The sequence below is a fragment of the Chryseotalea sp. WA131a genome (assembly GCA_025370075.1).
GTDB lineage: Bacteria > Bacteroidota > Bacteroidia > Cytophagales > Cyclobacteriaceae > ELB16-189.
Genome location: CP073016.1, coordinates 1,515,602 through 1,536,532, shown reverse-complemented (window position 1 = coordinate 1,536,532; position 20,931 = coordinate 1,515,602). Strand labels below are relative to the sequence as shown.

The window sequence follows — 20,931 nt, the reverse complement described above, 5'->3', positions numbered from 1 at the left end:
TTTACTAATTATTAAACATTACAATCTCGTTACCAACTAACAACCTGAATTCCATTACGTTAGAAAATATTTTAACAGAGGAATGTTGGGTGATATTTGCTTTTCGCAGAGCATAACCAGAAGCTAGAATTCGAGAATTCGGAAGATCTTCAACTAATCTATCCAAATACTTTGGCATATCCGCTGGTTTGGGACCTGATGTGAGGCAGGTAATCACCATGTCGGGTTTGTGATCTTGGTAAACAGAAAGCAATGATTTGTAGGGTACGGTTTGGCCTAAGTAGTAGGTTCTTAGGCCCATAAATTTCGCTACATAGTGATAAAACAAAAGGCCAATTTCATGCAACTCGCTTTCGGGTAAATAAAGAACCGCGCGCTTGGCTGTTTTTGGAGCAAGCGGCAATGCATCAATTGCCACAATTAATTTCTGCCGAATCAAATGAGAAATAAAATGTTCTTGTGCAGGGGTAATATTATCGCTTAGCCACAACACGCCAATCTTTTCCAAAAATGGGTAGATAATTTCGATATATGTTTTTTCAAACCCGAACTTAGAAATCAATGAACTGAGGATTTCTTCAAATTGCTCCTCCTCCATGTCAATCATCGCCACAATCAACTGTTCAATGTAGATATCAATGCTGTTTTTTTGATTGCTCATCTCCACCACTTGTTGATGGATTTGGTCGGGCGTTAATTTGATTATCTTGGAAATCTTGATTCCATTTGAATTAAGCACGGAAACGTTGATGATTTTCTTCAAATCATCATCTGAATAAAAGCGAATATTGGTTTGTGTACGAGATGGCTCGATCAGCCGATGACGCTTTTCCCAAATGCGAATGGTGTGAGCTTTGATGCCCGAAAGTTTTTCTAGCTCTTTTATTGAATATTTTCCCATCTTTTGTTCGATTTTTAATACAAGTCTAACAAGAATGTTTAACAATTGTTAGCAGTGCTTCCACAAATAAAATGAAAAGCTTTAAAGTAATGTCTGGCGAGGAGTGGTTTTTTGAACTTGGCTGGCAAGTTTTTGATTTTCAAAAAGAAGCTTGGCATGCTTATTTACTAGGTTTTAATGGAATCGTCAACGCCCCAACAGGTAGCGGAAAGACCTATTCGTTGCTCGTCCCTATTTTACAAGAAGCTGAAAATAGTTTTAATGAAAATACCCATCACGGTATTCAAGCCATTTGGATTACACCCATTCGGGCCTTGGGAAAGGAAATTGAACTATCGGCCAAACGGGCTATTGACGGCATGGGCCTAGATTGGAAGGTAGGTGTGCGCACAGGCGATACCACCTCGCGCGAACGAGAAAAACAAAAGACAACCCCACCCCAATTTTTGATTACCACACCCGAGAGCCTTCATTTGTTGCTCTCACAAAAAGGCTATCCTACCTATTTCAAGAATCTAAAATCTATTATTGTAGACGAGTGGCACGAGCTGATCGGTGCCAAACGAGGTGTGCTGATGGAGTTGGCACTATCTCGGTTAAAAGCAATTTGCCCGACTTTAAAAGTTTGGGGCATATCGGCCACGATTGGCAACATGGAGCAATCGCTTCAAGTGTTATTGGGTGATTATGAATCCAGCAAAAAAGTAAAAACCATTCGCGCCAATATTGAAAAAAAAGTAGAGATACTTTCTATTCTGCCAAACGAAGTGGAGCGGATGCCGTGGGCCGGTCATTTGGGCATTCATTTGCTCGAGAAAGTTTTGCCCATCATCCGAGAAAGCAAAAGTACCTTGCTGTTTACCAACACACGTTCCTTCGCTGAAATCTGGTATCAAAAATTATTGGATTTTGCTCCCGAGCTGTCAGGCGTTTTGGCCATGCACCACGGATCCATCAGCATGGAATTGCGCAATTGGGTGGAAGAGCAACTGCACGATGGAAAATTAAAAGCAGTAGTTTGTACATCTAGTTTGGATTTGGGTGTTGACTTTCGACCCGTGGAAACCATCATTCAAGTTGGGAGCCCAAAAGGTGTTGCACGATTTATGCAACGGGCTGGGCGAAGTGGCCACCAACCAGGTGCGGTTAGCCGAATTTATTTTTTGCCTACCAATTCATTGGAGTTGACCGAGGCGGCTGCTTTGCGCGAAGCCATGAACCGAAAAATTGTGGAAGACCGCATCCCGTATCTCCGCTCGTTTGATGTGCTGGTGCAGTATCTTATTACACTTGCAGTGTCCGATGGGTTTAAACCAGATGAGATTTTGAGGGAGATAAAAACCACGGCCAGTTTTTCTTCCATTACGGAGGAAGAATGGAACTGGGCATTGAGCTTTGTGGCAACGGGCGGTCAGTCGCTTACGGCCTACAATGAATATAGAAAGGTGGTAGTGGAAGATGGCATCTATAAAGTGACCAGTCGGGCGGTGGCACACAAGCACCGGCTGTCCATCGGCACTATTGTTGGCGATACGTTGATTCACATCAAATTTGTGTCGGGCAAATACCTAGGCACGATTGAAGAATATTTTATTTCGCGTTTGAATGTGGGCGATGTGTTTTGGTTTGCTGGGCAAAGCCTAGAGTTGGTGCGCATCAAAGAAATGGAAGCGCACGTACGAAAGTCAAAACGGAAGTCAGGCAAAGTGCCATCGTGGCAGGGCGGGCGCATGCCGCTGTCTTCGCAATTAAGTGAAATGATCCGAGTAAAAATTGATGAAGCGGCTCGTGCACAAGAAAAGGATGCCGAGATGAAATTTCTTCGACCATTGATGGATTTGCAAAAGGAACGGTCTCACTTGCCTTTTCTACACGAGTTTTTAATTGAATATTTTCAAAGCGATGAAGGCTACCATGTGGTGATGTATCCCTTCGAAGGGCGAAATGTTCACGAAGGATTAGGAGCGCTGGTTGCGTATCGAATCGCCCAGATCAGGCCATTGACTTTTTCCATTGCCATGAATGATTATGGATTTGAGTTATTGTGCGATCAGGAGATTCCTATTTACGAAGCGATTGAGACCAACGTGTTGGGTAGTGAAAATTTATCGACTGATATTTTGGCCAGCATCAACAATACGGAAATGGCACGTAGAAAATTTAGGGACATAGCCGCCATCTCTGGATTGGTGTTTAAAGGAATGCCGGGCAAGAAAATAAAAGAGAAGCACTTGCAATCATCGGCACAATTATTCTTTAATGTATTTCACGAATACGAACCCGACAATCTCTTGCTGCTTCAGGCGTTTGAAGAGGTCATGGATTTTCAGTTGGAAGAAGCACGTATGCTGCAGGTATTGCAACGGATCAGTCAACAAAAAATAATAATCACCGAACCAGAAAAACCAACGCCTTTTGCCTTTCCGATTATCGTTGACCGCATGAGCCGCGAAAAACTAACGTCTGAAAAATTGGAAGACAGGGTGAAACGGATGGCAGTGGAGTATAAGGAGTAGAAATCGGAATATTTTTTTGGCACGCAGAGAAGTGCTATCCCCGATAGAAAGTGCAAAAGCTTTATTAAGAATGTGGCCACTTTTCTTTTCCTGTTATTTTTGGTCGATTTGTAAAAGTACATTATCTAAACAGATTTCGTCATTATCTATTGGGTTATGTTTTGTTCTAATTTCGTTGCCTTATAGTAACTTATTGAGCGATTACTTCTTTTTACAATTCTTGCCCCTGGCTGTAACCCCCATCTTTTTCTATCGCCTAATAATGGAAGTCAAAATCATTCGTAAGAAGCGATTGTCTCAAATCAGCAAATGGGTTTATTTAACATATCTCACTAATTTTGCTGCTGCGCTATCCACCATTTTTTTGTATAAATTTAACTTTACTTGTATAGTGGGATGGGGGCTTCAAATCCCTAGTAACATCTACCTCACTCTAGCTGTAAAAGACTCAATTGATGGGATGGATCTTTGAATCTTTTCATTGCTAAGCATCCACACCAGTTCATTGGCATTGGCTCACGCACTCACCACGTGAGCCATACCCTCCTTCCCTTTCTTTTGGAATTGCGCGTTGCCTTCCCATCAATATTGAGCACTTCACCTTTTGTGACATGAGCCAACGATTGCGTCCATTGAAGAAAATAGTGTTCGAACTTCTCAGCGTTAAGGGCTGTAAAGAACCAGTTAAAGGTATCGTGGGAAGGGACCTGACGTTTTGAAAACGCAAATACAAGCTTATCCTACGTCAAATCAAAAATAGTTAAATAAACATTTTATCTCTAGAAGATTGCACTTTTCCAGAATCATCTCATTTTAGCAAACTAAAAATTTTAAATCGTGGCAACACAATAAAATGGCCAAACTATGTCTAAACTGCAATAGAAAACTTGAGGGGAATTTTTGTATTCACTGCGGTCAGTCAGCTGAAATCCATCGCTTTACGGTGAAGCATGTCTTCAGTCACTATTTCGCGCATGCCATTTTCCATTTTGACAAAGGCCTGTTCTTTTCAGTAAAAGAATTGTTTTTCCGACCGGGGCACTCAGTACGAGAATACATAGAAGGCAAAAGAGTTGCTCATATCAACTACTTCTCGATGTTGGTATTGTTAACTATGGTTTTCTCATTGATTGAGCACCTCACTCCCTTTCATTACACCGATTTAGGAGATGGGCGAAATGACATCCTAAAAAGAATTGACAACCTACTAAAAGAGCATCCAAAATTCATATTTCTTACGATGATACCTCTACAGGCGTTAGTCAGCTACTTGCTCTTTCGAAAAGCTGACCAAAATTACTCTGAACATTTTGTCCTGAATTCATTGCAAACGAAGATACATTTTATAGAAAGTTCTGATGTCAATCTTTTTAAATAGTTTGTGACGATAGCAAAGGCTACTAATTTTTTAGGAATATCTTAAAGACTGTTCCTTCATTCACCTCGCTTTGCACCTCCAGCGTTCCACCCATAGCATCAACATGGGTTTTCACCAGAAACAATCCTTTGCCCTTGCCTTCCACATGAAAATGAAATCGGCTGTAGAGCTTAAAAAGTTTTTCACCGTATTGTGGCAAGTCGATACCCAACCCATTATCGCGGAAATCAATTTCTACTTTATTGTCTACAATAGCTGAAGAAATTTGTATGTGAGGAGGCCGATCCGGATGACGATACTTGATGGCATTGCTTAATAGATTTAACAGGATGCTTTGTAAATACGGCCGAATGGTATGCACCGTATCAACCTTTTCAAAGTCGATATCGATCACTGCCTTGGATTGCAGAATATCGTTTTCGAGGCCATTTAAAGTGATACTTAACTCTTTTTCTAGATTAACTTCCGTTATTGTTTGGCTGAGGTTTTCGCGTATCTCCAAGATTTGTCCGAGGTCTTTCACAATCGTGTCCAACTCTGCACAACTGAAAATCATTTTCTGTATGATCAATTCTTTTTCCGTAAGGTTTACCTGTTGCAGGGTAAGCAAATGCGACAAGCCAAGGATCCTTGCTACAGGCGCACGAAGGTTATGCGAAGCAATGAAAGCAAATTGCTCCAATTGAAGATTATAGTCGGTAAGTTCCTTTGTTCTCTTTTTTACTTCCTCCTCCAAATTCACATTTCTTAAAAGAATATCCTGATTCTGTTCTTCAATAATAGTCTGGGCCTCTTTCAGTTGCACATTTTGATAGGCCATTTGGTCACGCTGGGCGGCTATCTCTTCTTGCCCTTGTATTAGTTCCTCGTTTTGCGCAGCAATTTCTTCGCGTTGACTGATTAACTCCTCGTTCTGTGTAACTATCTCTTCTTTCTGCTCTTGAATCTGACGTGTCCGTTGCAATACCTGCTCCTCCAGTTCCTGGTTAAATTTAACCTGCTGATCTATTCTTGCCCGTGATTCTAGCTGCAACTTGTACCCGATACCCAAAGCGAAAATTAGGATTTCGACAATTGTCCCATAAGCGATGATCAGAAAAATATCGGTATAGAATGCTTTGTAAAGAATGTATATACCGAACAGTATGCTGCTCCATAGCACTAGAGATCCAATGAGTAGAAAATAATCAGATCTAACGTTTTTTCTAAACGCAACAAAGAGAAAGGCAGTTATTGTAGTAAACGAGAGAAGACAAAACCCAACAGTAATGTCGCGTGAAATGAAAAAAGCATTGTATCGAACCTGAATGTAAATAATTAGTAAGGTGGACAAGATGGTTAAAATAAGAAATCCTGAATGCCATTTCCGCAATTGGGGGAACCGGGTCTTTGCATCTAAGAAAACGTAAACAAATTCCCCGTAAGCGCCAAGCACAAGTACCGAAGAAATGAGATTGATATCAAATAGCAATTTGATGCTAAAAAGGCTGCTCACCCAATAATACAGCCACGGGTTTGTAGTGACCATAAATACAACAAAAAGAATTGAGTAGAGCGCATGAATGATGTACATTCTCACTTTGCTGAGCAGATAGATGGCAAAATGATAAAGGGCTATCATGGTCAGGGCAATGGCAAGAAAAATTGAAATGTGGTTCTTGCCGCCATCATACTGTAAATGGAAAGGAATAACAGCTAGGTAGGTAATCTTTTCATATGGGTTTCTGGCGAACCTCAGCAGAAATTGTCGAGTAGTTCCCTTAGGCACTATAACCGCCTTTCCGAATACATTAACAGGAAAACGAACGTGGCCATTGTTTGAAACAGGAAGCCACAAGTCACTATCAACACTTTTCTGATAAAGACTAAAGATGGGATTATTATTAGCGCGATCCTGAATAACAAAAATGGAATCCTTCACATCTTGATTGAAAACATTAAACCTTAACCAGCCATTAAAATCTTTAAACGTTTCATCATTAAGCTTAGAAAAATTCAGGCTTGCTGCTTTGGCCGGATCAGGTTCTTGTGATTGAGCTATTTCGGCTACTTTTAGGATATCAGTAATTCCGTTCCGTTGAGAAACCACAACATCAGCTGCTCCTTGTGCCAAAAGGAGTGTGGGAAACAAGAAGAGTAAACCCACGAAGATCGATTTTGAAATACTTAACATCGTTCGAAATATACAAAATAGTACAAACTTGTTGAAAGTATTATAGCTGTGTCATCAGGTCTTCCGACCTGACGTTTTGAAAACGCAAATCCAGGCCAACAAATTTCTCAAGACAACATCAATAACTGAATTCTTTTTGCCATTAAAGGAAACTCATTTAAGGGGTCAGGTCGAAAGGTCTGACGGTACAGACAAAAGGAAACTTATCTAATTCTTCAATTCCTGTTTTTCTTTCGTGTATCATCGCTATACAAAATATGTCTCAATGCCTTAAGTAAGCTCGGTATTTCATCATAGTTTGTGTGAATGATGATGACTTTATCGCTGGTGATATGCCGCTCGATAAATGTTGCATAACCAGGCCACCCCTCAGTATTGCTTGCGTAATAACCAAAGGTATTATCGTTAATAAAAAACAAACCTAGTCCATATTGAGTCTTTGTACCATCCATTAACGTAGCGGGAACATACAAGTCTTTTTTGCTCTCTTTAGTAATTAACGTGTTTTGATATAAAGCCCTGTCCCACTTCACCAAATCACTAACGGTGGAGTTTATTGTTCCATCTCCAACAATCCCATCTAACCATATTACTATTTTATTGGAGTTGTAGTTGTAGTTGTTAGCCAATACAAATCGATTTGAACTAAAGTCGTAGACATATCCAGAAGCATTATTAATAACTTTTTTTGGCGCATATCTACGATAGAATATAAATGTGTTTGACATTCTTAGTGGTTTAAAATATTTTTTATCTAGATAAGTGGCATAAGATAATCCCGACAATTTTTCTATAATAGACGCCAATAAAACATAGCCTGTATTGCTGTATTTAAATTTTGTATTCGGTTCAAATAACAATGGGGGGCGATGAGCTTCAAATAAATAGATGATATCCTGATTGGTAGCAATCTTCGCCTTGTCCCACAAGCTATCCATTAGCTGCATATAGTCGGGCATTCCGCTGGTGTGATTTAACAAATGCCTTACCGTTACTTTGTGATATTCTCTAAGTTCAGGAAGGTGTTTGTCAATAGCATCATCGTAATTCAACTTGCCCTGTTCTTTAAGTTGAACAATGGCCAGTGCAGTGAATTGTTTTGCACAAGAAGTCAATTCAGAAACCGAATTTTCCTTTAATTCTTCTTTGCTCTCTTTATTCGCCAAACCAAAACTCTTTTGATAAATTGGCTTGCCTTTCTCAATTATCAAAACATTTCCATTGAACTGCCCATGCTCGCGAAAAGTATTAAAGAGGCTGTCAATTCTCTGAAATCTATTTTGACCAAAAAGAAAATGACTGGAGAGTATCGAGATTAAAAGTAACTTGAATCTCATTTTTTTTTGATTTTTATGGAGCTGTGTTCAAGTAATAAGTGCAACTTTTAGTTTCTATAAAAATACGGTATTTGTCTGATAACTAATTTTTCGCCCACGGCTAGGGCAAGTGTCCGCTTGGTGAAATCAATCAAAGCTATCTTAAGAATCGAATTTGTAGCTTGCTATTGAAAATTAGTTCAAACAAACTTCATTTCAAATTTAATACAACGCCATTTCATAGCTCACTTCTTGGCAAAGCATTGATCCCTCGCCTGGATTGGTGTCCTCAGTCAGCGCTGGATTACCTAAAATAGCGGAAATCTATTTTTTAGAAGCTATAGAATTTGATTCGTCTAACGATTTAATGAACAGCTTTAAGAATTCGGAATACCCTACTAGATTGTTGGCGCTGACCCTTTTTATTTGATCATTCAAGCTATGCACCGTGCCAAAAGAAATTGGTGAAAAAATACTAACCATATCACTCACGCCAAAATGCGTATCATCTGAAAAATTAATCACAGGAATCGCATCTTTTCTTTTTGTAAAATAACTTCTTTGCGGAATAAATGCCCCCGCGAGGTTGGCCATAAATGAAATGCCGAAGTCTTTAGTAAAACTTTGACCTGTAAACGAATGAAAATCGCTCAGTGCGCCATCGGGCAAGAAAGCGGTGGTCAAGCTATTTCCGTTGCTTTCGCTAATCTGTTTCGCGGTGTTAACTAGCCGATGGTCACTTACATCGGCCGTTACAGTCACTCCCTTAAACTTTTTTTCCGCAATCATGTCAATATTGATTGCATACACACATTTGCTCCATTCTTTCAATGTCAAGCTTGATACATGTCTTCTTGACCCTCGAAGTCCGTATTCTTCCATGCCCACAAACAAGAAACGATACGTGTAGCGAGTTGTTTGCCCATTGATCCATTCCAATAAACTCAAAAGCGTGACCACGCCCGTACCATTGTCATAGGCTCCCTTGGTGAGAAATGTATTCGAAAAGAGAACATCTAAACTTCCGTTGATCAACAAGTTTACAAATGAGAAAATGTTACCGTCAATTTTATCATAATGACATACAACATAGACAATAGAATCAGTTTGCCCCTTTTTTTCAACGATTACATTTCGGTAAAGGCCCAACCAATCGATTCCCTGTGTTTTAACTTGCAAACTTGTCAAGTTGTTTCGTTTGGGATATTTCTTTACATAGTTGAATCGTCTTAGGTTGTTTCCTTTCGCAAAGCTTGCCAAACGATTTTGAAAGAAAGCTGAATCTGCAAAAACCTGGCTGTTTGCATTCGGCAATGTTACCATGCTCAATAAAACCAAAAAACATGAACTAAGCGTTTTTGACATTTAATGTCTCTGTTAGTACGAGCAAGTTAACACGCCATCCTACTTAATCCAAACGGTTAGGTGCTCACCTACCGTTGAAGATTGGTTTTTAATTGTCTACTTCCATTGTTATCTCGTATCGCCTCGAAGTATTTTTGAAAGTAAGTATTGTTGCAAAACCAGATTTTGAAAGGCAAAATCAAAAAACTGACTTCCTTGGCCAACTAGAGAAACTCTTCTTAAGGGGCAGATTGTAAAGAGCCTACCTTACAGAGCCAATGCGGTTCGTGTTGACACGAATCAAGGCGAAGACAGCCTTCGAATGGCTTAGGCTGATAGGGGAAGCTGTGCTAACAGCCACCAAGAAGCTACCACCCGTTAGCTAAATAAACACGTAATCCGTACTTTTGAAGCCTAAAACCGCATTCCGATGGCTGCTGCTACTTCCGAGAAAAAAGAGAAATCCGTTTCCATGGCCGGACATACTGCGCCCGAGCCGTACAAACCCAAAAACAAAGTACGCATTGTTACTGCTGCCAGTTTGTTTGATGGGCACGATGCGGCCATCAATATCATGCGCAGGATCATTCAGGCCACAGGCGTAGAGGTGATTCACCTCGGCCACGACCGCAGTGTGGAAGAAGTGGTGAACACTGCCATACAAGAAGACGCACAGGCCATCGCGATGACGAGCTACCAAGGTGGCCACACGGAATATTTTAAATACATGTACGACTTGCTGCAAGAGAAGGGCGCGAGTCACATCAAAATATTTGGCGGTGGCGGAGGCGTGATCTTGCCCGATGAGATCAAAGAGTTGATGGACTACGGCATCACTAAAATTTATTCACCGGATGATGGCCGCGCGATGGGCTTGCAAGGGATGATCAATGATTTGGTGGAGCGGAGTGATTTTGCCACAGGCAAGACCATTGACCATGGTCCATTGACAGTCGACAATCACGTTCGCATTGCTCAATATATTTCAGGAGCAGAGAATTATTTTGACGATCATAAAAAAGTATTTGAAGAGATCAACGAAAAGGCTGCGTTGTCCAAAGCACCAGTCCTTGGTATCACTGGCACGGGCGGCTCGGGTAAATCTTCGATGGTGGATGAAATTGTAAGACGATTTTTAATTGACTTTAAGGACCCCGCTAAAGACGGGGCAGGCAAAACGATTGGATTGATTTCGGTCGATCCATCGAAACGCAAAACGGGCGGTGCGCTGTTGGGCGATCGAATTCGCATGAACGCCATCAACAACTCACGCGTGTATATGCGCTCGTTGGCTACGCGCCAAAGTAACTTAGCATTATCGGCCTATGTAAAAGAAGCAGTACAAGTGTTGAAAGCTGCGGGTTTTGATATTATTATCTTAGAAACATCGGGCATTGGGCAAAGCGATACGGAAATACTTGACCACAGCGATGTGTCGCTCTACGTGATGACGCCCGAATACGGTGCCGCCACGCAATTGGAAAAAATCGACATGCTCGATTTTGCCGATGTGATTGCATTGAACAAATTTGACAAGCGTGGCGCATTAGATGCCTTGCGCGATGTGAAAAAACAATATCAGCGCAACCACAACCTGTGGGACAAAAAGCCGGAAGATATGCCGGTGTACGGCACGATTGCTTCACAGTTCAACGACCCGGGTACGAACCAACTCTACAAACATTTGATCGATACAATCAACGCGAAGACAAATGCAGATTTGATCTCGTCATTTGAGATCACCCGCGAAATGAGTGAGAAGATTTTTGTGATCCCTCCGCACCGTACTCGCTACCTCAGCGAGATATCGGAGACGAACCGGAAGTATGACCAGTGGGTAAATGAGCAAGCGGAAGTGGCGCAGAATTTATATGCGATTGAAAAAGTGAAGACGCTGCTCAAAAGCAAAGCAGAATTGGAAAGTGAAGAAAGCAATCTGCGCTTGAGCTTGAGCCCAAAGAACTGGAAACTGATTGAAGAGTGGCCGGCCAAAGTGCAACAATACAAAGCACCTTTGTTCAAATTTAAAGTAAGAGATAAAGAACTCGCCATTCAAACGCATACCGAATCGTTGTCGCATTCGCAAATACCAAAAGTAGTTTTGCCTTCTTACCAAGCGTGGGGCGATTTGTTGAAATGGATGTTGCAGGAAAATGTGCCGGGAGAATTTCCGTACACAGCAGGCATTTATCCTTTCAAGCGCGAAGGCGAAGATCCTACCCGCATGTTTGCAGGCGAAGGCGGCCCCGAGCGAACCAACAGACGCTTTCATTATGTGAGCAAGTCGATGCCGGCAAAAAGATTGTCGACTGCATTTGACTCGGTAACACTTTATGGAAATGATCCAGACTACCGTCCAGATATTTATGGAAAGATCGGCAACTCGGGTGTTTCCATTTGTTGCTTAGATGACGCCAAGAAATTATACAGCGGCTTTGATCTGTCTGATCCCAAGACTTCTGTCTCGATGACCATCAACGGCCCCGCACCGATGCTACTCGCCTACTTCATGAATGCGGCCATCGACCAGCAATGCGAGATTTACATCAAGAAGAATGGGTTGGAGGAGGAAGTACGTAAGAAGATTAAAGCGATGTATGCCAAAGGCGATGCACCTGCTTATCAGGGAGAACTGCCGGAAGGAAATAATGGATTGGGATTAATGCTGCTTGGCACAACCGGAGATCAGGTGTTGCCGAAAGATGTTTACGAAAAAATCAAAGCCGACACACTCACGCAAGTGCGTGGCACGGTGCAAGCCGATATTTTAAAAGAAGATCAGGCACAGAATACTTGTATCTTCTCAACAGAGTTTGCCTTGCGCCTGATGGGCGATGTGCAACAGTATTTTATTGACAAGAGTGTTCGGAATTTTTATTCGGTTTCGATCTCTGGCTATCACATTGCCGAGGCGGGTGCTAATCCCATCACGCAATTAGCATTTACCCTTTCAAATGGTTTCACTTACGTGGAGTATTATTTGAGTAGAGGGATGGACATCAACGAGTTTGCCCCTAACCTATCGTTCTTCTTCTCCAATGGCATCGATCCGGAATATGCCGTGATTGGACGAGTAGCCCGCAGAATATGGGCAAAAGCCATGCGCGAAAAATACGGAGCGAATGCGCGCAGCCAAATGATGAAATATCATATTCAAACTTCGGGTCGCTCGTTGCATGCGCAAGAAATTGACTTCAACGATATCCGCACAACGCTGCAAGCGCTGTATGCGATTTATGACAACTGTAATTCGCTGCACACCAATGCCTACGATGAAGCGATCACCACTCCCACCGAGGGTTCGGTGCGCAGAGCGATGGCTATTCAGTTGATCATCAACAAAGAATTAGGCTTGGCCAAAAACGAAAACCCTTTACAGGGTTCCTTCATCATTGAGGAGCTGACCGATTTAGTAGAAGAAGCAGTTCTTTTAGAGTTTGACAAAATTACGGAGCGCGGTGGGGTGCTTGGCGCCATGGAGACCATGTACCAGAGAGGAAAAATTCAGGAAGAGAGTTTGTATTACGAGACCTTGAAGCACACAGGCGAATATCCAATTATCGGAGTGAATACGTTCTTAAGTTCAAAAGGTTCACCTACGATTATTCCCGGTGAAGTAATCCGCGCTACGGCCGAAGAGAAAGAATATCAAATCAAGATGTTAAGGAACCTACACGCCTTCCAAGGTGAAAAAGCACACGATGCCATTGAAAAAATTCAAGAGGCTGCTATTCAAAATAAAAATGTATTTGCTGAACTTATGGAAGCTGCTAAAGTTTGTTCGCTGGGACAAATAACAAAAGCATTATTTGAAGTGGGTGGGCAATATCGGAGGAATATGTGATGCAGGTATTAAGAAAAATATAGCAATGACTTTTATCATTTCTGCATCCATTGAATTGCTCTCTGCATTTAGTGTTTATCTACAATTCAAAAAAAAATCAGAAGACATTAAAGAGAAGTTAGGAAAGTTATGGACAAATGATTTTCAACCGGGATTATGCATAAGAATACCGAAATGGTTTTTTTAAGTATCTCTATCTGGGCTAATATTCCGTTCAACCAAGGTCTCTTTTTTAAGTGTAGAGCTACTTTTAACACCTTTTTGCTGGCATGGTTTACTGTCCAAGCTACTAATGCAAAACAATAGGATTTTAACATTTGAAGGGTTGCCTTGTTGTGATGGTTGAGTGCGAAATGACGGAAAAGGCTCATCAAATCATAGTTTACTATGATGAAGCGAAAGGATGCTTCGGTGGCCCAAAAATCCTGGAGACAAAAGTTTTCCAGTCCAAAATCTCCGCTATCTAAACGTGAACAAAAAGTTAGAAAGGAAATTCCAGCATGTAACAATAAAAGTGGCCACGCCTTTGGAGAGATAAAAGTTCTTCTTCATTTTTTCGGTCATCCACCAAACAATCACTGAGTTGATGGCTAAACCGATTAAGGCAAAACCAATAAACTTTATGTATTGACCTGTTACATCGGGATGGGTGTTGGCGAATGTCCAATTGCGGTTCAAAAAAAAGTTATTAGTGGCAGCAGCAAAAAATCCAGTACCATTGGCCAAGTATTTATTCAGTTTTAGTTTCTCTTTGTTGAGATAGGTCAACCCAAAATCAATGACCAAACCGGAGACGCCCACCAACGCAAAGAAGATGAACTTTAAAAAGATAGGAGGGAGGGATTCTAACATCAAGGTGCAAAAGTAGTCAACTGATATAGTTTTTTTTTCTTAATGGCTGAGGAGGTCTTCAAAGTTTCCTTTGTAATCCTTTAACCGATAGAAAAATGCATAGCGCATGACTTCACCACCCCGCATAATTTTTATAGTGTCCATTTGCTCAATCTTTTCAAAGTAAGTGCCAAAGGCTTCGGTTGGGTCTTTGTAGTAATTGCTTACAGCGATGTGATAATAATCGCCACCAGTTTGCAAACCTCCTCGGTCGCGGTTCATCCAAGCATATTTATGAATTTCGTTTAAGCTGCCAATAGTAAAAAGATTTCTTCCCGTTGGCCATACACAATAATAATCCAAATGCGCAGCAGGAAACCATTTGTTGGAGACAACACCTGCATTGATAGGCATGCGACCCGCTTTTTCTTCGCGGGAGGAAATTTGGCTAAAGGCTTCATGCACTTGATCGTATCCATACATGTCTTGCGTAAAATCGTATTCACCAAAATTATTTACTTGCGATTTTTTACCCAACTGAAAAGGAGAATAGTTGATAATGTAAAATGTGACAACTAGTAGAAAAGCAAGGAAGTAACTCGGGAGTACCAATCGCAAAGGCAAATATTTTTTTTCTGCTTGCGTTGTTTCAATCCGTTCTGCCCAATAAGCAGCTGCCAAAATTGTTAATGATATAAAAGCGGGCCCCGTCCAGTGCGGCAGTGTACTTCTAAAAATGGAGAAGCCAGTAAAGAGAAGCCAAAGTGGTAGGGAGTTCAACAACAAAAGCCACGTGAATTCTTTTTTGATAAACGTCTTGCCTTTCCAAATGGCTATTAATGCGATTGCAATCAAAATAACGTTCAGCGGATTATTGTAGGCAAACTGTCCACTCACTTCAGTAAAAAAGTAATCAGGACGAATGTTCCAAGAAGGAGTTACGCGATCGCCATGAAAAGTAAAACTGATGAAATGCTCTCTAACATTCCAGATGATGATGGGCGATAAAACGATGACCGAAATAATTCCAGATAGATAAAGAGAATAGTCGATCAACCATTTTCGGTTGAAGACTACCACGTACAATAAAACGCCCACCCAAATAAAGGCGGAGTGATATTTGGAGAGCATGGCCAATCCAGCTAAGAATCCAAATAGCAAAATCTTAATGCGATGTAGGTTCTTGATTTCCCTTACTGGGAAAATATCTACTGCTACGTTTAAACTAAGCAGCCAAAAAAATACCTGCGGAGCATCGGGCGAAAGCGAAAACCCGCTGAGGATAGAGCAGTAAATGGATGACGTGTATAGCAGGGATGCATACCAACCGGCTAATTCATTTTTAACTTTTCTGCCAATCAAAAAAATGGTGTAGGTGTTGACTGCTGATAAAACGATGGAACCAAAGCGAAGGAAGAAATCATCCGTTAACCAAAGATTGAATGTTGAAAGTTGTGCCAGAATACCCACCATAGGCGGGTGGTCGAAGTGACTAAGGTTTGGGAAGAGTGCGTACGTCCAATAGTACACTTCATCGTTGGCAAGTTCTAATTGTGATGCGAGAAACAACCTAACAGTTGTAGCAATCACAATCAGCCAAAGCAATTTCTTTTTTATAACGGGATCTTGAATTGAGTTGAGCACAAAATTTATTTTGACAAAATTAAGGGATTATCAACTTAATTCACCTAATAGTTGAATTGTGATTGGTGATTTTAAATTTTTGATTTTTGATTCTAATCCTACCAAAGCCACAAACCACTGACCACACACCGAATACCAATTACCGCTTACCACTTACTACTCACCACCTACCGACCCTCCACCTCATGCGTCCTCACCTCCACCTTCCGCTCCTCTCTCCACTTCTTCAATTCTTCAGCTCGCTTTTTCAATTCTTCTTCCGTTGGTTTATAATCAATCAATGATTTTATGTCAGGCTGTCCGGCATCTACCCAGGCCGTGTACCAAAGGTCGCCCGTCATCTTTACGCTTGCACGAAATTGCCGCTCCACCATGCCGGAAAGCATTTGATGATACGCTCGCGAATATTCTTGCGAGAAAACTTTTACAGTTTGCTTGCCCTTGGTTTCAAAATTGAATTTGCGATCACCGAGTTTTAGGCTCAATTCTTTTTCAAATCGTAAAACAGAGTCGAGTGCTGAATTGCTTTGAGCGATGGTTTTCCAAACGGCCAACTGCACATTAGCGATATGCTCAGCTCTGCCCACATAAAAATCATATTCGCTAAAAAACAATTCGGGCAAGCGCGATTCCCAAAATCCATGAATGCCCACTTGGTCGGTTAATTGACCATCGTAATTTTTGGTGGTGTGCAAAGGCACGTGCGAATCTCCCACATAGTGACCGAGGTCGGCAGACAATCTCAAAATACGTTCTGGATCTTTCAAAAGAAACGCTTCTTTCAATTGAAAGTAAACGCGGTTGATATGCCACGGCACAATGCCATGTTTCGCGAGGCTGTCTTCGCCAAATTTTTCTACTGCTTCTTTCCAGTAGCGAGGCAGGGTATAAGCAGCACTATCACCATACACATCCAAGTCGATGAAGTGCCGAGGTGCCTCTTCGGGCACGGCATAGCGCCTTCTATCTGGATTGACTGCTGCTTCTTCAATGTAGCGGATATTCTTTTTGTAGAAGCCGCTCATTTCTACGGGCAATGTAAATACTGCCAGTCGGTTTATTTTTTGGTGGGCGAAAAAACCCCAACTGCATAAAACAAAGCAGAAACAAAGAAGTATTAGATGCTGAATCGAGTGCTTCATTTTCCTATTTGAAAGTTTTGCTAGCATGTTGCAACACACATCGAAGATATGTTAAGATTGTCTTATATGTATCAAAAAGCAGATCTTAAATTTAACTCAACCAACCAAAATATTTATGAAATTTTTATCACCCCTCCTCGCAAATTTGTTTTGGTACTTGCCGTTTCGTTTGCGCTAACTACGTTTCGATAAGCTCCTCTAACGGAATTGCGATTGCAAACGGAACATCCGATGCTACTCGTATTGACCCTTGGGGTATCTCTTCCTTCTTTGGATTGGTGCAAGGTGACGAAGCTGGAATACAACTGACCTTAAAAATTCATTATCATCATGCCATCTATAAGATACTAGTGATAAGTTAAATGTATTATGACGTCATTTAAAAAGTAGGCAGTAGGCAGTCACCAGTAGGCAGTCACCGCCAGTCCTATAATGCACACTGTATCCTGCCCACTGCCGACTTTATAGCCCCGTACGCCAAAGTACAGTTAACATAACACTAGTTCGTCATTTTTATCAATTTACAGTATTATTGAAATTCTCTAATGCATCATGTGGGTTTAAGCAAACAGGTCAAGGTAAAGTAATTGGTATCTTTTACGCAGCGCCCACTAACCAAAAAAAATGTTTATTAAAAAGAGAACAACAGTGTGTATTTGCTAGCAGAAGTGCCTCTGAATTGCGATGGAGGATTTGGCCCAGCAAAGTTGCCTCTTTATGTTTCCTGGTTCAACAAATCAAAAGCCAGATGATTGGGACTAATGCCTAAAATTTGTAATCCTTCTTCCCTCCCCGCTTCTCAAGCAATTTGATTTCCTTAATCTGAATTTCATGCGACAGTGCCTTACACATATCATAGACTGTGAGTGCCGCTATTGAGCAAGCCGTGAGTGCTTCCATCTCCACACCTGTTTTACCCGCAACCACTACCGTTGATCGGATAATGGCTGAGTCCTTTTCAACTTTGATATGGATTTGGCAATCTTCCAAGGCAATGGGGTGACAAAACGGAATCAAGTCAGCGGTCTTTTTGCCACCCATTACACCTGCAATAATCGCTGTTTGAAACACCGGGCCTTTTTTTGTGATCAGCTCGTCTCCATTCAATTTCGAAATGATTTCGCTGCCCAACCAAACAACTGCTTGCGCCCTTGCTATCCGCACAGTCATTTTCTTTTTTGAAACATCTACCATCTGCGGGTTGCCCACTGCGTCAATATGACTAAATTTATTTTTCATTTTGCATTATGATAAGCGTTGAAGAAGCTTCCTCCATCCTTCACTCAAAGTTACTAAAGACTTCCATAGGTACCGTACCTACAACAGAAGCCACCGGAAAGATTTTGGGCGAAGTTATTTCTGTTGACCGAGATTTGCCTCCCTTTAACCGGGCAACCATGGATGGTGTTGCTGTTGCCTTTCAATCCCTGGGGAAACAAAATGAATTTGCCATTGAATCCATTCAAGCTGCTGGAGAGCCTCAAGAAAAACTGACTTCAAAAAAAAACGCCATCGAGATTATGACGGGCGCTGTGCTTCCTGAAGGAGCCGATACCATTATTCCTTATGAACACATCAGCATTACGAATGGAATGGCAACTTTAAAAAATAGTCTGGACATTAGGCAAGGTCAGAACATTCACCAACAAGGTGCCGATGCCGTAAAAGGACAAATCATTCTTCAGGCAGGAACAAAACTATCTCCGGCAGAGATAGCAGTACTAGCATCCGTTGGGAAAAGTCACGTGTTAGTTTATGAGTTTCCCTCCATCGCCATTGTTTCCACTGGCAATGAATTGGTAGACATAAGCGAAACGCCCCAGCCCCATCAACTACGCAAGTCAAATAGCTATGCCTTGCAAGCGAGCTTGCGCGAAATGGGTTGCCAAGCAGCGCTCTTTCATTTACCCGATGATCAATCGACTCTTGAGAAGGAACTAAAACAAATAGTCAATCAGCATCAAGTAGTTATTCTTTCTGGCGGGGTTTCAAAAGGCAAGTTCGATTTTGTGCCGCAAGTGTTGGAATCAATTGGCATACAAAAACATTTTCATCAGGTGGCACAAAAACCAGGAAAGCCTTTTTGGTTTGGTAGCAATGAAAATACGTTTGTCTTTGGTTTGCCGGGAAACCCGGTGTCTACTTATCTGTGCTTTTATCGCTACATAAAACCTTGGCTTTACCGTTCGTTGGGGTATTCACCTTCTTCCGAATCAGCTATACTGGCTACTGACTATGTTTTCAACCCTTCCCTCACTTATTTTCTTCAAGTTGCCATCAAAAACGAACGGGGTACACTGCGGGCATATCCAAAAACGGGAGAAGGCTCGGGAGATTTTGCTAATCTAGTCGAAGTAGATGGGTTTTTAGAGTTACCACAAGGTAGGAATGAGTTCAAAAGCAATGAATCCTTGAATTTTATTCGCTTTAGGTAAAATTTCAAATAGCCATTACCTTTACACCCTAATTTTTTAGATTCTTAACTCACCATGTTCGATAATTTAAGTCTCAAACTCGAAAAAGCGTTTCAAACCTTAAAAGGCCAAGGGCGCATTACCGAAATCAATATAGCCAGCACCATCAAGGATATTCGCAAAGCCCTGATCGATGCGGACGTGAACTATAAAGTCGCCAAAGAAGTAACAGACGAAATCAAGGAAAAAGCAATGGGCATGAACGTGCTCACAGCCATCTCGCCTGGGCAGTTGCTTACCAAAATTACCAACGACCAACTCACGCTCTTAATGGGGGGAGCGAGCGAGGACATCAGCATTGACGGGAATCCCGCGATCATTCTAATTGCTGGATTGCAGGGTTCTGGTAAAACTACTTTCTCAGGAAAGCTGGCAAACTACCTGAAACGACAAGGCCGTCAAGTTCTATTAACAGCTTGCGATATCTACCGACCTGCCGCCATTGACCAATTAAAGGTATTGGGCGGACAAATTGGTGTGGAGGTGTATGCCGAACCTGAAAATAAAGACGCCCTAAAAATTGCCAAAGCGGCCATTGAACATGCCAAGAAAAACAATCACCGCGTTGTAATTGTGGATACGGCTGGTCGTTTGGCCGTGGATGAAGCGATGATGAATGAAATTGCCAGTTTGAAAGATGCACTCAAACCATCGGAGACGCTGTTTGTAGTGGATGCCATGACTGGGCAAGATGCCGTCAACACGGCTAAAGCCTTCAACGACCGATTGAATTTCAATGGTGTGGTGCTTACCAAAATGGATGGCGACACCCGCGGTGGTGCTGCACTTTCTATTCGCAGAGTGGTAGAGAAACCTATCAAGTTCATAAGCTCAGGCGAGAAGATGGAAGCCATCGACCGCTTCTACCCCGACCGTATGGCGGGAAGGATTTTGGGCATGGGTGATGTGGTGAGTTTAGTGGAGAAAGCCCAACAGACTTTTGATGAAGACGAAGCGCGCAAGCTCAATGCGAAAATGCGCAAGAATCAATTCGACTTCAATGATTTTCTGTCGCAACTTCAGCAAATCAAAAAGATGGGCAACATGAAAGATATGTTGAGCATGATACCCGGTGTAGGCAAAGCCATGAAAGATGTAGAAATTGATGACAATGCATTTAAGCCAGTAGAAGCCATCATCCGCTCCATGACTAATGAAGAACGTGAAAATCCGGAGAAGCTAAATGCCAGTCGCAAAACCAGAATTGCCAAAGGCAGTGGCACCAATATTCAACAGGTCAATCAACTGCTGAAACAATTTGAAGACATGAAAAAAATGATGAAGACCATGAACAAGATGGGTGGAGGTAAACGGGCGTTGGGTGCGCTGAACCCGTTTGGGAGGTAAGTACAATTACGCGCAGCTATT

The 20,931-nt window shown here is 41.8% G+C and carries 14 protein-coding genes; 6 read left to right on the top strand and 8 right to left on the bottom strand.

All coding sequences use genetic code 11. The annotated features are described in order from the left end of the window. Positions 1 to 4: 4 nt before the first annotated feature. Positions 5 to 901, bottom strand: a complete 897-nt coding sequence (locus KA713_06910; protein ID UXE68302.1) for a MerR family transcriptional regulator — start codon at positions 899 to 901, stop codon at positions 5 to 7. 89 nt (positions 902 to 990) lie between these two features. On the opposite strand from KA713_06910, the gene KA713_06905 reads away from it, so the two are divergent. Next, positions 991 to 3,417: a ligase-associated DNA damage response DEXH box helicase gene (locus tag KA713_06905; GenBank protein UXE69060.1), complete on the top strand. Its 2,427-nt coding sequence runs from the start codon at positions 991 to 993 to the stop codon at positions 3,415 to 3,417. An 853-nt stretch (positions 3,418 to 4,270) separates the two neighbouring features. Further along, positions 4,271 to 4,795, top strand: a complete 525-nt coding sequence (locus KA713_06900) for a DUF3667 domain-containing protein (protein UXE68301.1) — start codon at positions 4,271 to 4,273, stop codon at positions 4,793 to 4,795. Positions 4,796 to 4,817: 22 nt separating this feature from the next. Here KA713_06900 and KA713_06895 read toward each other — a convergent pair whose 3' ends face one another. From KA713_06895 to KA713_06885, 3 genes are all read right to left on the bottom strand, one after another. Further along, positions 4,818 to 6,941: a hypothetical protein gene (locus tag KA713_06895; GenBank protein ID UXE68300.1), complete on the bottom strand. Its 2,124-nt coding sequence runs from the start codon at positions 6,939 to 6,941 to the stop codon at positions 4,818 to 4,820. Between the two features lie 242 nt (positions 6,942 to 7,183). Further along, complete coding sequence (locus KA713_06890; GenBank protein ID UXE68299.1) at positions 7,184 to 8,305, bottom strand: beta-lactamase family protein; 1,122 nt, start codon at positions 8,303 to 8,305, stop codon at positions 7,184 to 7,186. A 303-nt stretch (positions 8,306 to 8,608) separates the two neighbouring features. Next, positions 8,609 to 9,649, bottom strand: a complete 1,041-nt coding sequence (locus KA713_06885; GenBank protein UXE68298.1) for a M28 family peptidase — start codon at positions 9,647 to 9,649, stop codon at positions 8,609 to 8,611. A gap of 451 nt (positions 9,650 to 10,100) precedes the next feature. On the opposite strand from KA713_06885, the gene KA713_06880 reads away from it, so the two are divergent. Next, a complete protein-coding gene (locus KA713_06880; protein ID UXE69059.1) occupies positions 10,101 to 13,472 on the top strand; it encodes a methylmalonyl-CoA mutase family protein in 3,372 nt (1,123 codons plus the stop codon). Then, positions 13,447 to 13,659, top strand: coding sequence for a hypothetical protein (locus KA713_06875; GenBank protein ID UXE68297.1), 213 nt, complete (start codon positions 13,447 to 13,449; stop codon positions 13,657 to 13,659). The genes KA713_06880 and KA713_06875 overlap by 26 nt, the downstream gene beginning before the upstream one ends. A 272-nt stretch (positions 13,660 to 13,931) precedes the next feature. Here the strand turns inward: KA713_06875 and KA713_06870 are convergent, their stop codons facing one another. The 4 genes from KA713_06870 to moaC all read right to left on the bottom strand — a co-directional run bounded on the left by KA713_06870 (position 13,932) and on the right by moaC (position 18,328). Next, a complete protein-coding gene (locus KA713_06870) occupies positions 13,932 to 14,324 on the bottom strand; it encodes a GtrA family protein (GenBank protein UXE68296.1) in 393 nt (130 codons plus the stop codon). A gap of 39 nt (positions 14,325 to 14,363) precedes the next feature. Next, entirely contained in the window at positions 14,364 to 15,947 is a 1,584-nt protein-coding gene (locus KA713_06865; GenBank protein ID UXE68295.1) for a glycosyltransferase family 39 protein, read from the bottom strand. Between the two features lie 167 nt (positions 15,948 to 16,114). Beyond that, complete coding sequence (locus tag KA713_06860; GenBank protein UXE68294.1) at positions 16,115 to 17,089, bottom strand: S1/P1 Nuclease; 975 nt, start codon at positions 17,087 to 17,089, stop codon at positions 16,115 to 16,117. Between the two features lie 765 nt (positions 17,090 to 17,854). Beyond that, a complete protein-coding gene (gene moaC / locus KA713_06855) occupies positions 17,855 to 18,328 on the bottom strand; it encodes a cyclic pyranopterin monophosphate synthase MoaC (GenBank protein UXE68293.1) in 474 nt (157 codons plus the stop codon). An 8-nt stretch (positions 18,329 to 18,336) separates the two neighbouring features. Between moaC and KA713_06850 the strand changes: the two genes are divergently transcribed. After that, positions 18,337 to 19,524 (top strand): molybdopterin molybdotransferase MoeA, encoded by a 1,188-nt coding sequence (locus KA713_06850; GenBank protein UXE68292.1) that lies wholly within the window; start codon positions 18,337 to 18,339, stop codon positions 19,522 to 19,524. Positions 19,525 to 19,578: 54 nt separating this feature from the next. Continuing rightward, the gene (gene ffh / locus KA713_06845; GenBank protein ID UXE68291.1) at positions 19,579 to 20,910 is read left to right on the top strand and encodes a signal recognition particle protein; all 1,332 of its coding nucleotides are present in this window, start codon (positions 19,579 to 19,581) and stop codon (positions 20,908 to 20,910) included. Positions 20,911 to 20,931 lie beyond the last annotated feature (21 nt).

Excerpts from the sequence above, each read along its gene's own strand:
- KA713_06905 (UXE69060.1), top strand. The coding sequence starts at position 991 with ATGTCTGGCGAGGAGTGGTTTTTTGAACTTGGCTGGCAAGTTTTTGAT.
- KA713_06850 (UXE68292.1), top strand. The coding sequence starts at position 18,337 with ATGATAAGCGTTGAAGAAGCTTCCTCCATCCTTCACTCAAAGTTACTA.
- KA713_06890 (UXE68299.1), bottom strand. The coding sequence starts at position 8,305 with ATGAGATTCAAGTTACTTTTAATCTCGATACTCTCCAGTCATTTTCTT.
- KA713_06885 (UXE68298.1), bottom strand. The coding sequence starts at position 9,649 with ATGTCAAAAACGCTTAGTTCATGTTTTTTGGTTTTATTGAGCATGGTA.
- KA713_06910 (UXE68302.1), bottom strand. The coding sequence starts at position 901 with ATGGGAAAATATTCAATAAAAGAGCTAGAAAAACTTTCGGGCATCAAA.
- KA713_06880 (UXE69059.1), top strand. The coding sequence starts at position 10,101 with ATGGCCGGACATACTGCGCCCGAGCCGTACAAACCCAAAAACAAAGTA.
- KA713_06900 (UXE68301.1), top strand. The coding sequence starts at position 4,271 with ATGGCCAAACTATGTCTAAACTGCAATAGAAAACTTGAGGGGAATTTT.
- KA713_06860 (UXE68294.1), bottom strand. The coding sequence starts at position 17,089 with ATGAAGCACTCGATTCAGCATCTAATACTTCTTTGTTTCTGCTTTGTT.
- KA713_06870 (UXE68296.1), bottom strand. The coding sequence starts at position 14,324 with ATGTTAGAATCCCTCCCTCCTATCTTTTTAAAGTTCATCTTCTTTGCG.
- moaC (UXE68293.1), bottom strand. The coding sequence starts at position 18,328 with ATGAAAAATAAATTTAGTCATATTGACGCAGTGGGCAACCCGCAGATG.
- ffh (UXE68291.1), top strand. The coding sequence starts at position 19,579 with ATGTTCGATAATTTAAGTCTCAAACTCGAAAAAGCGTTTCAAACCTTA.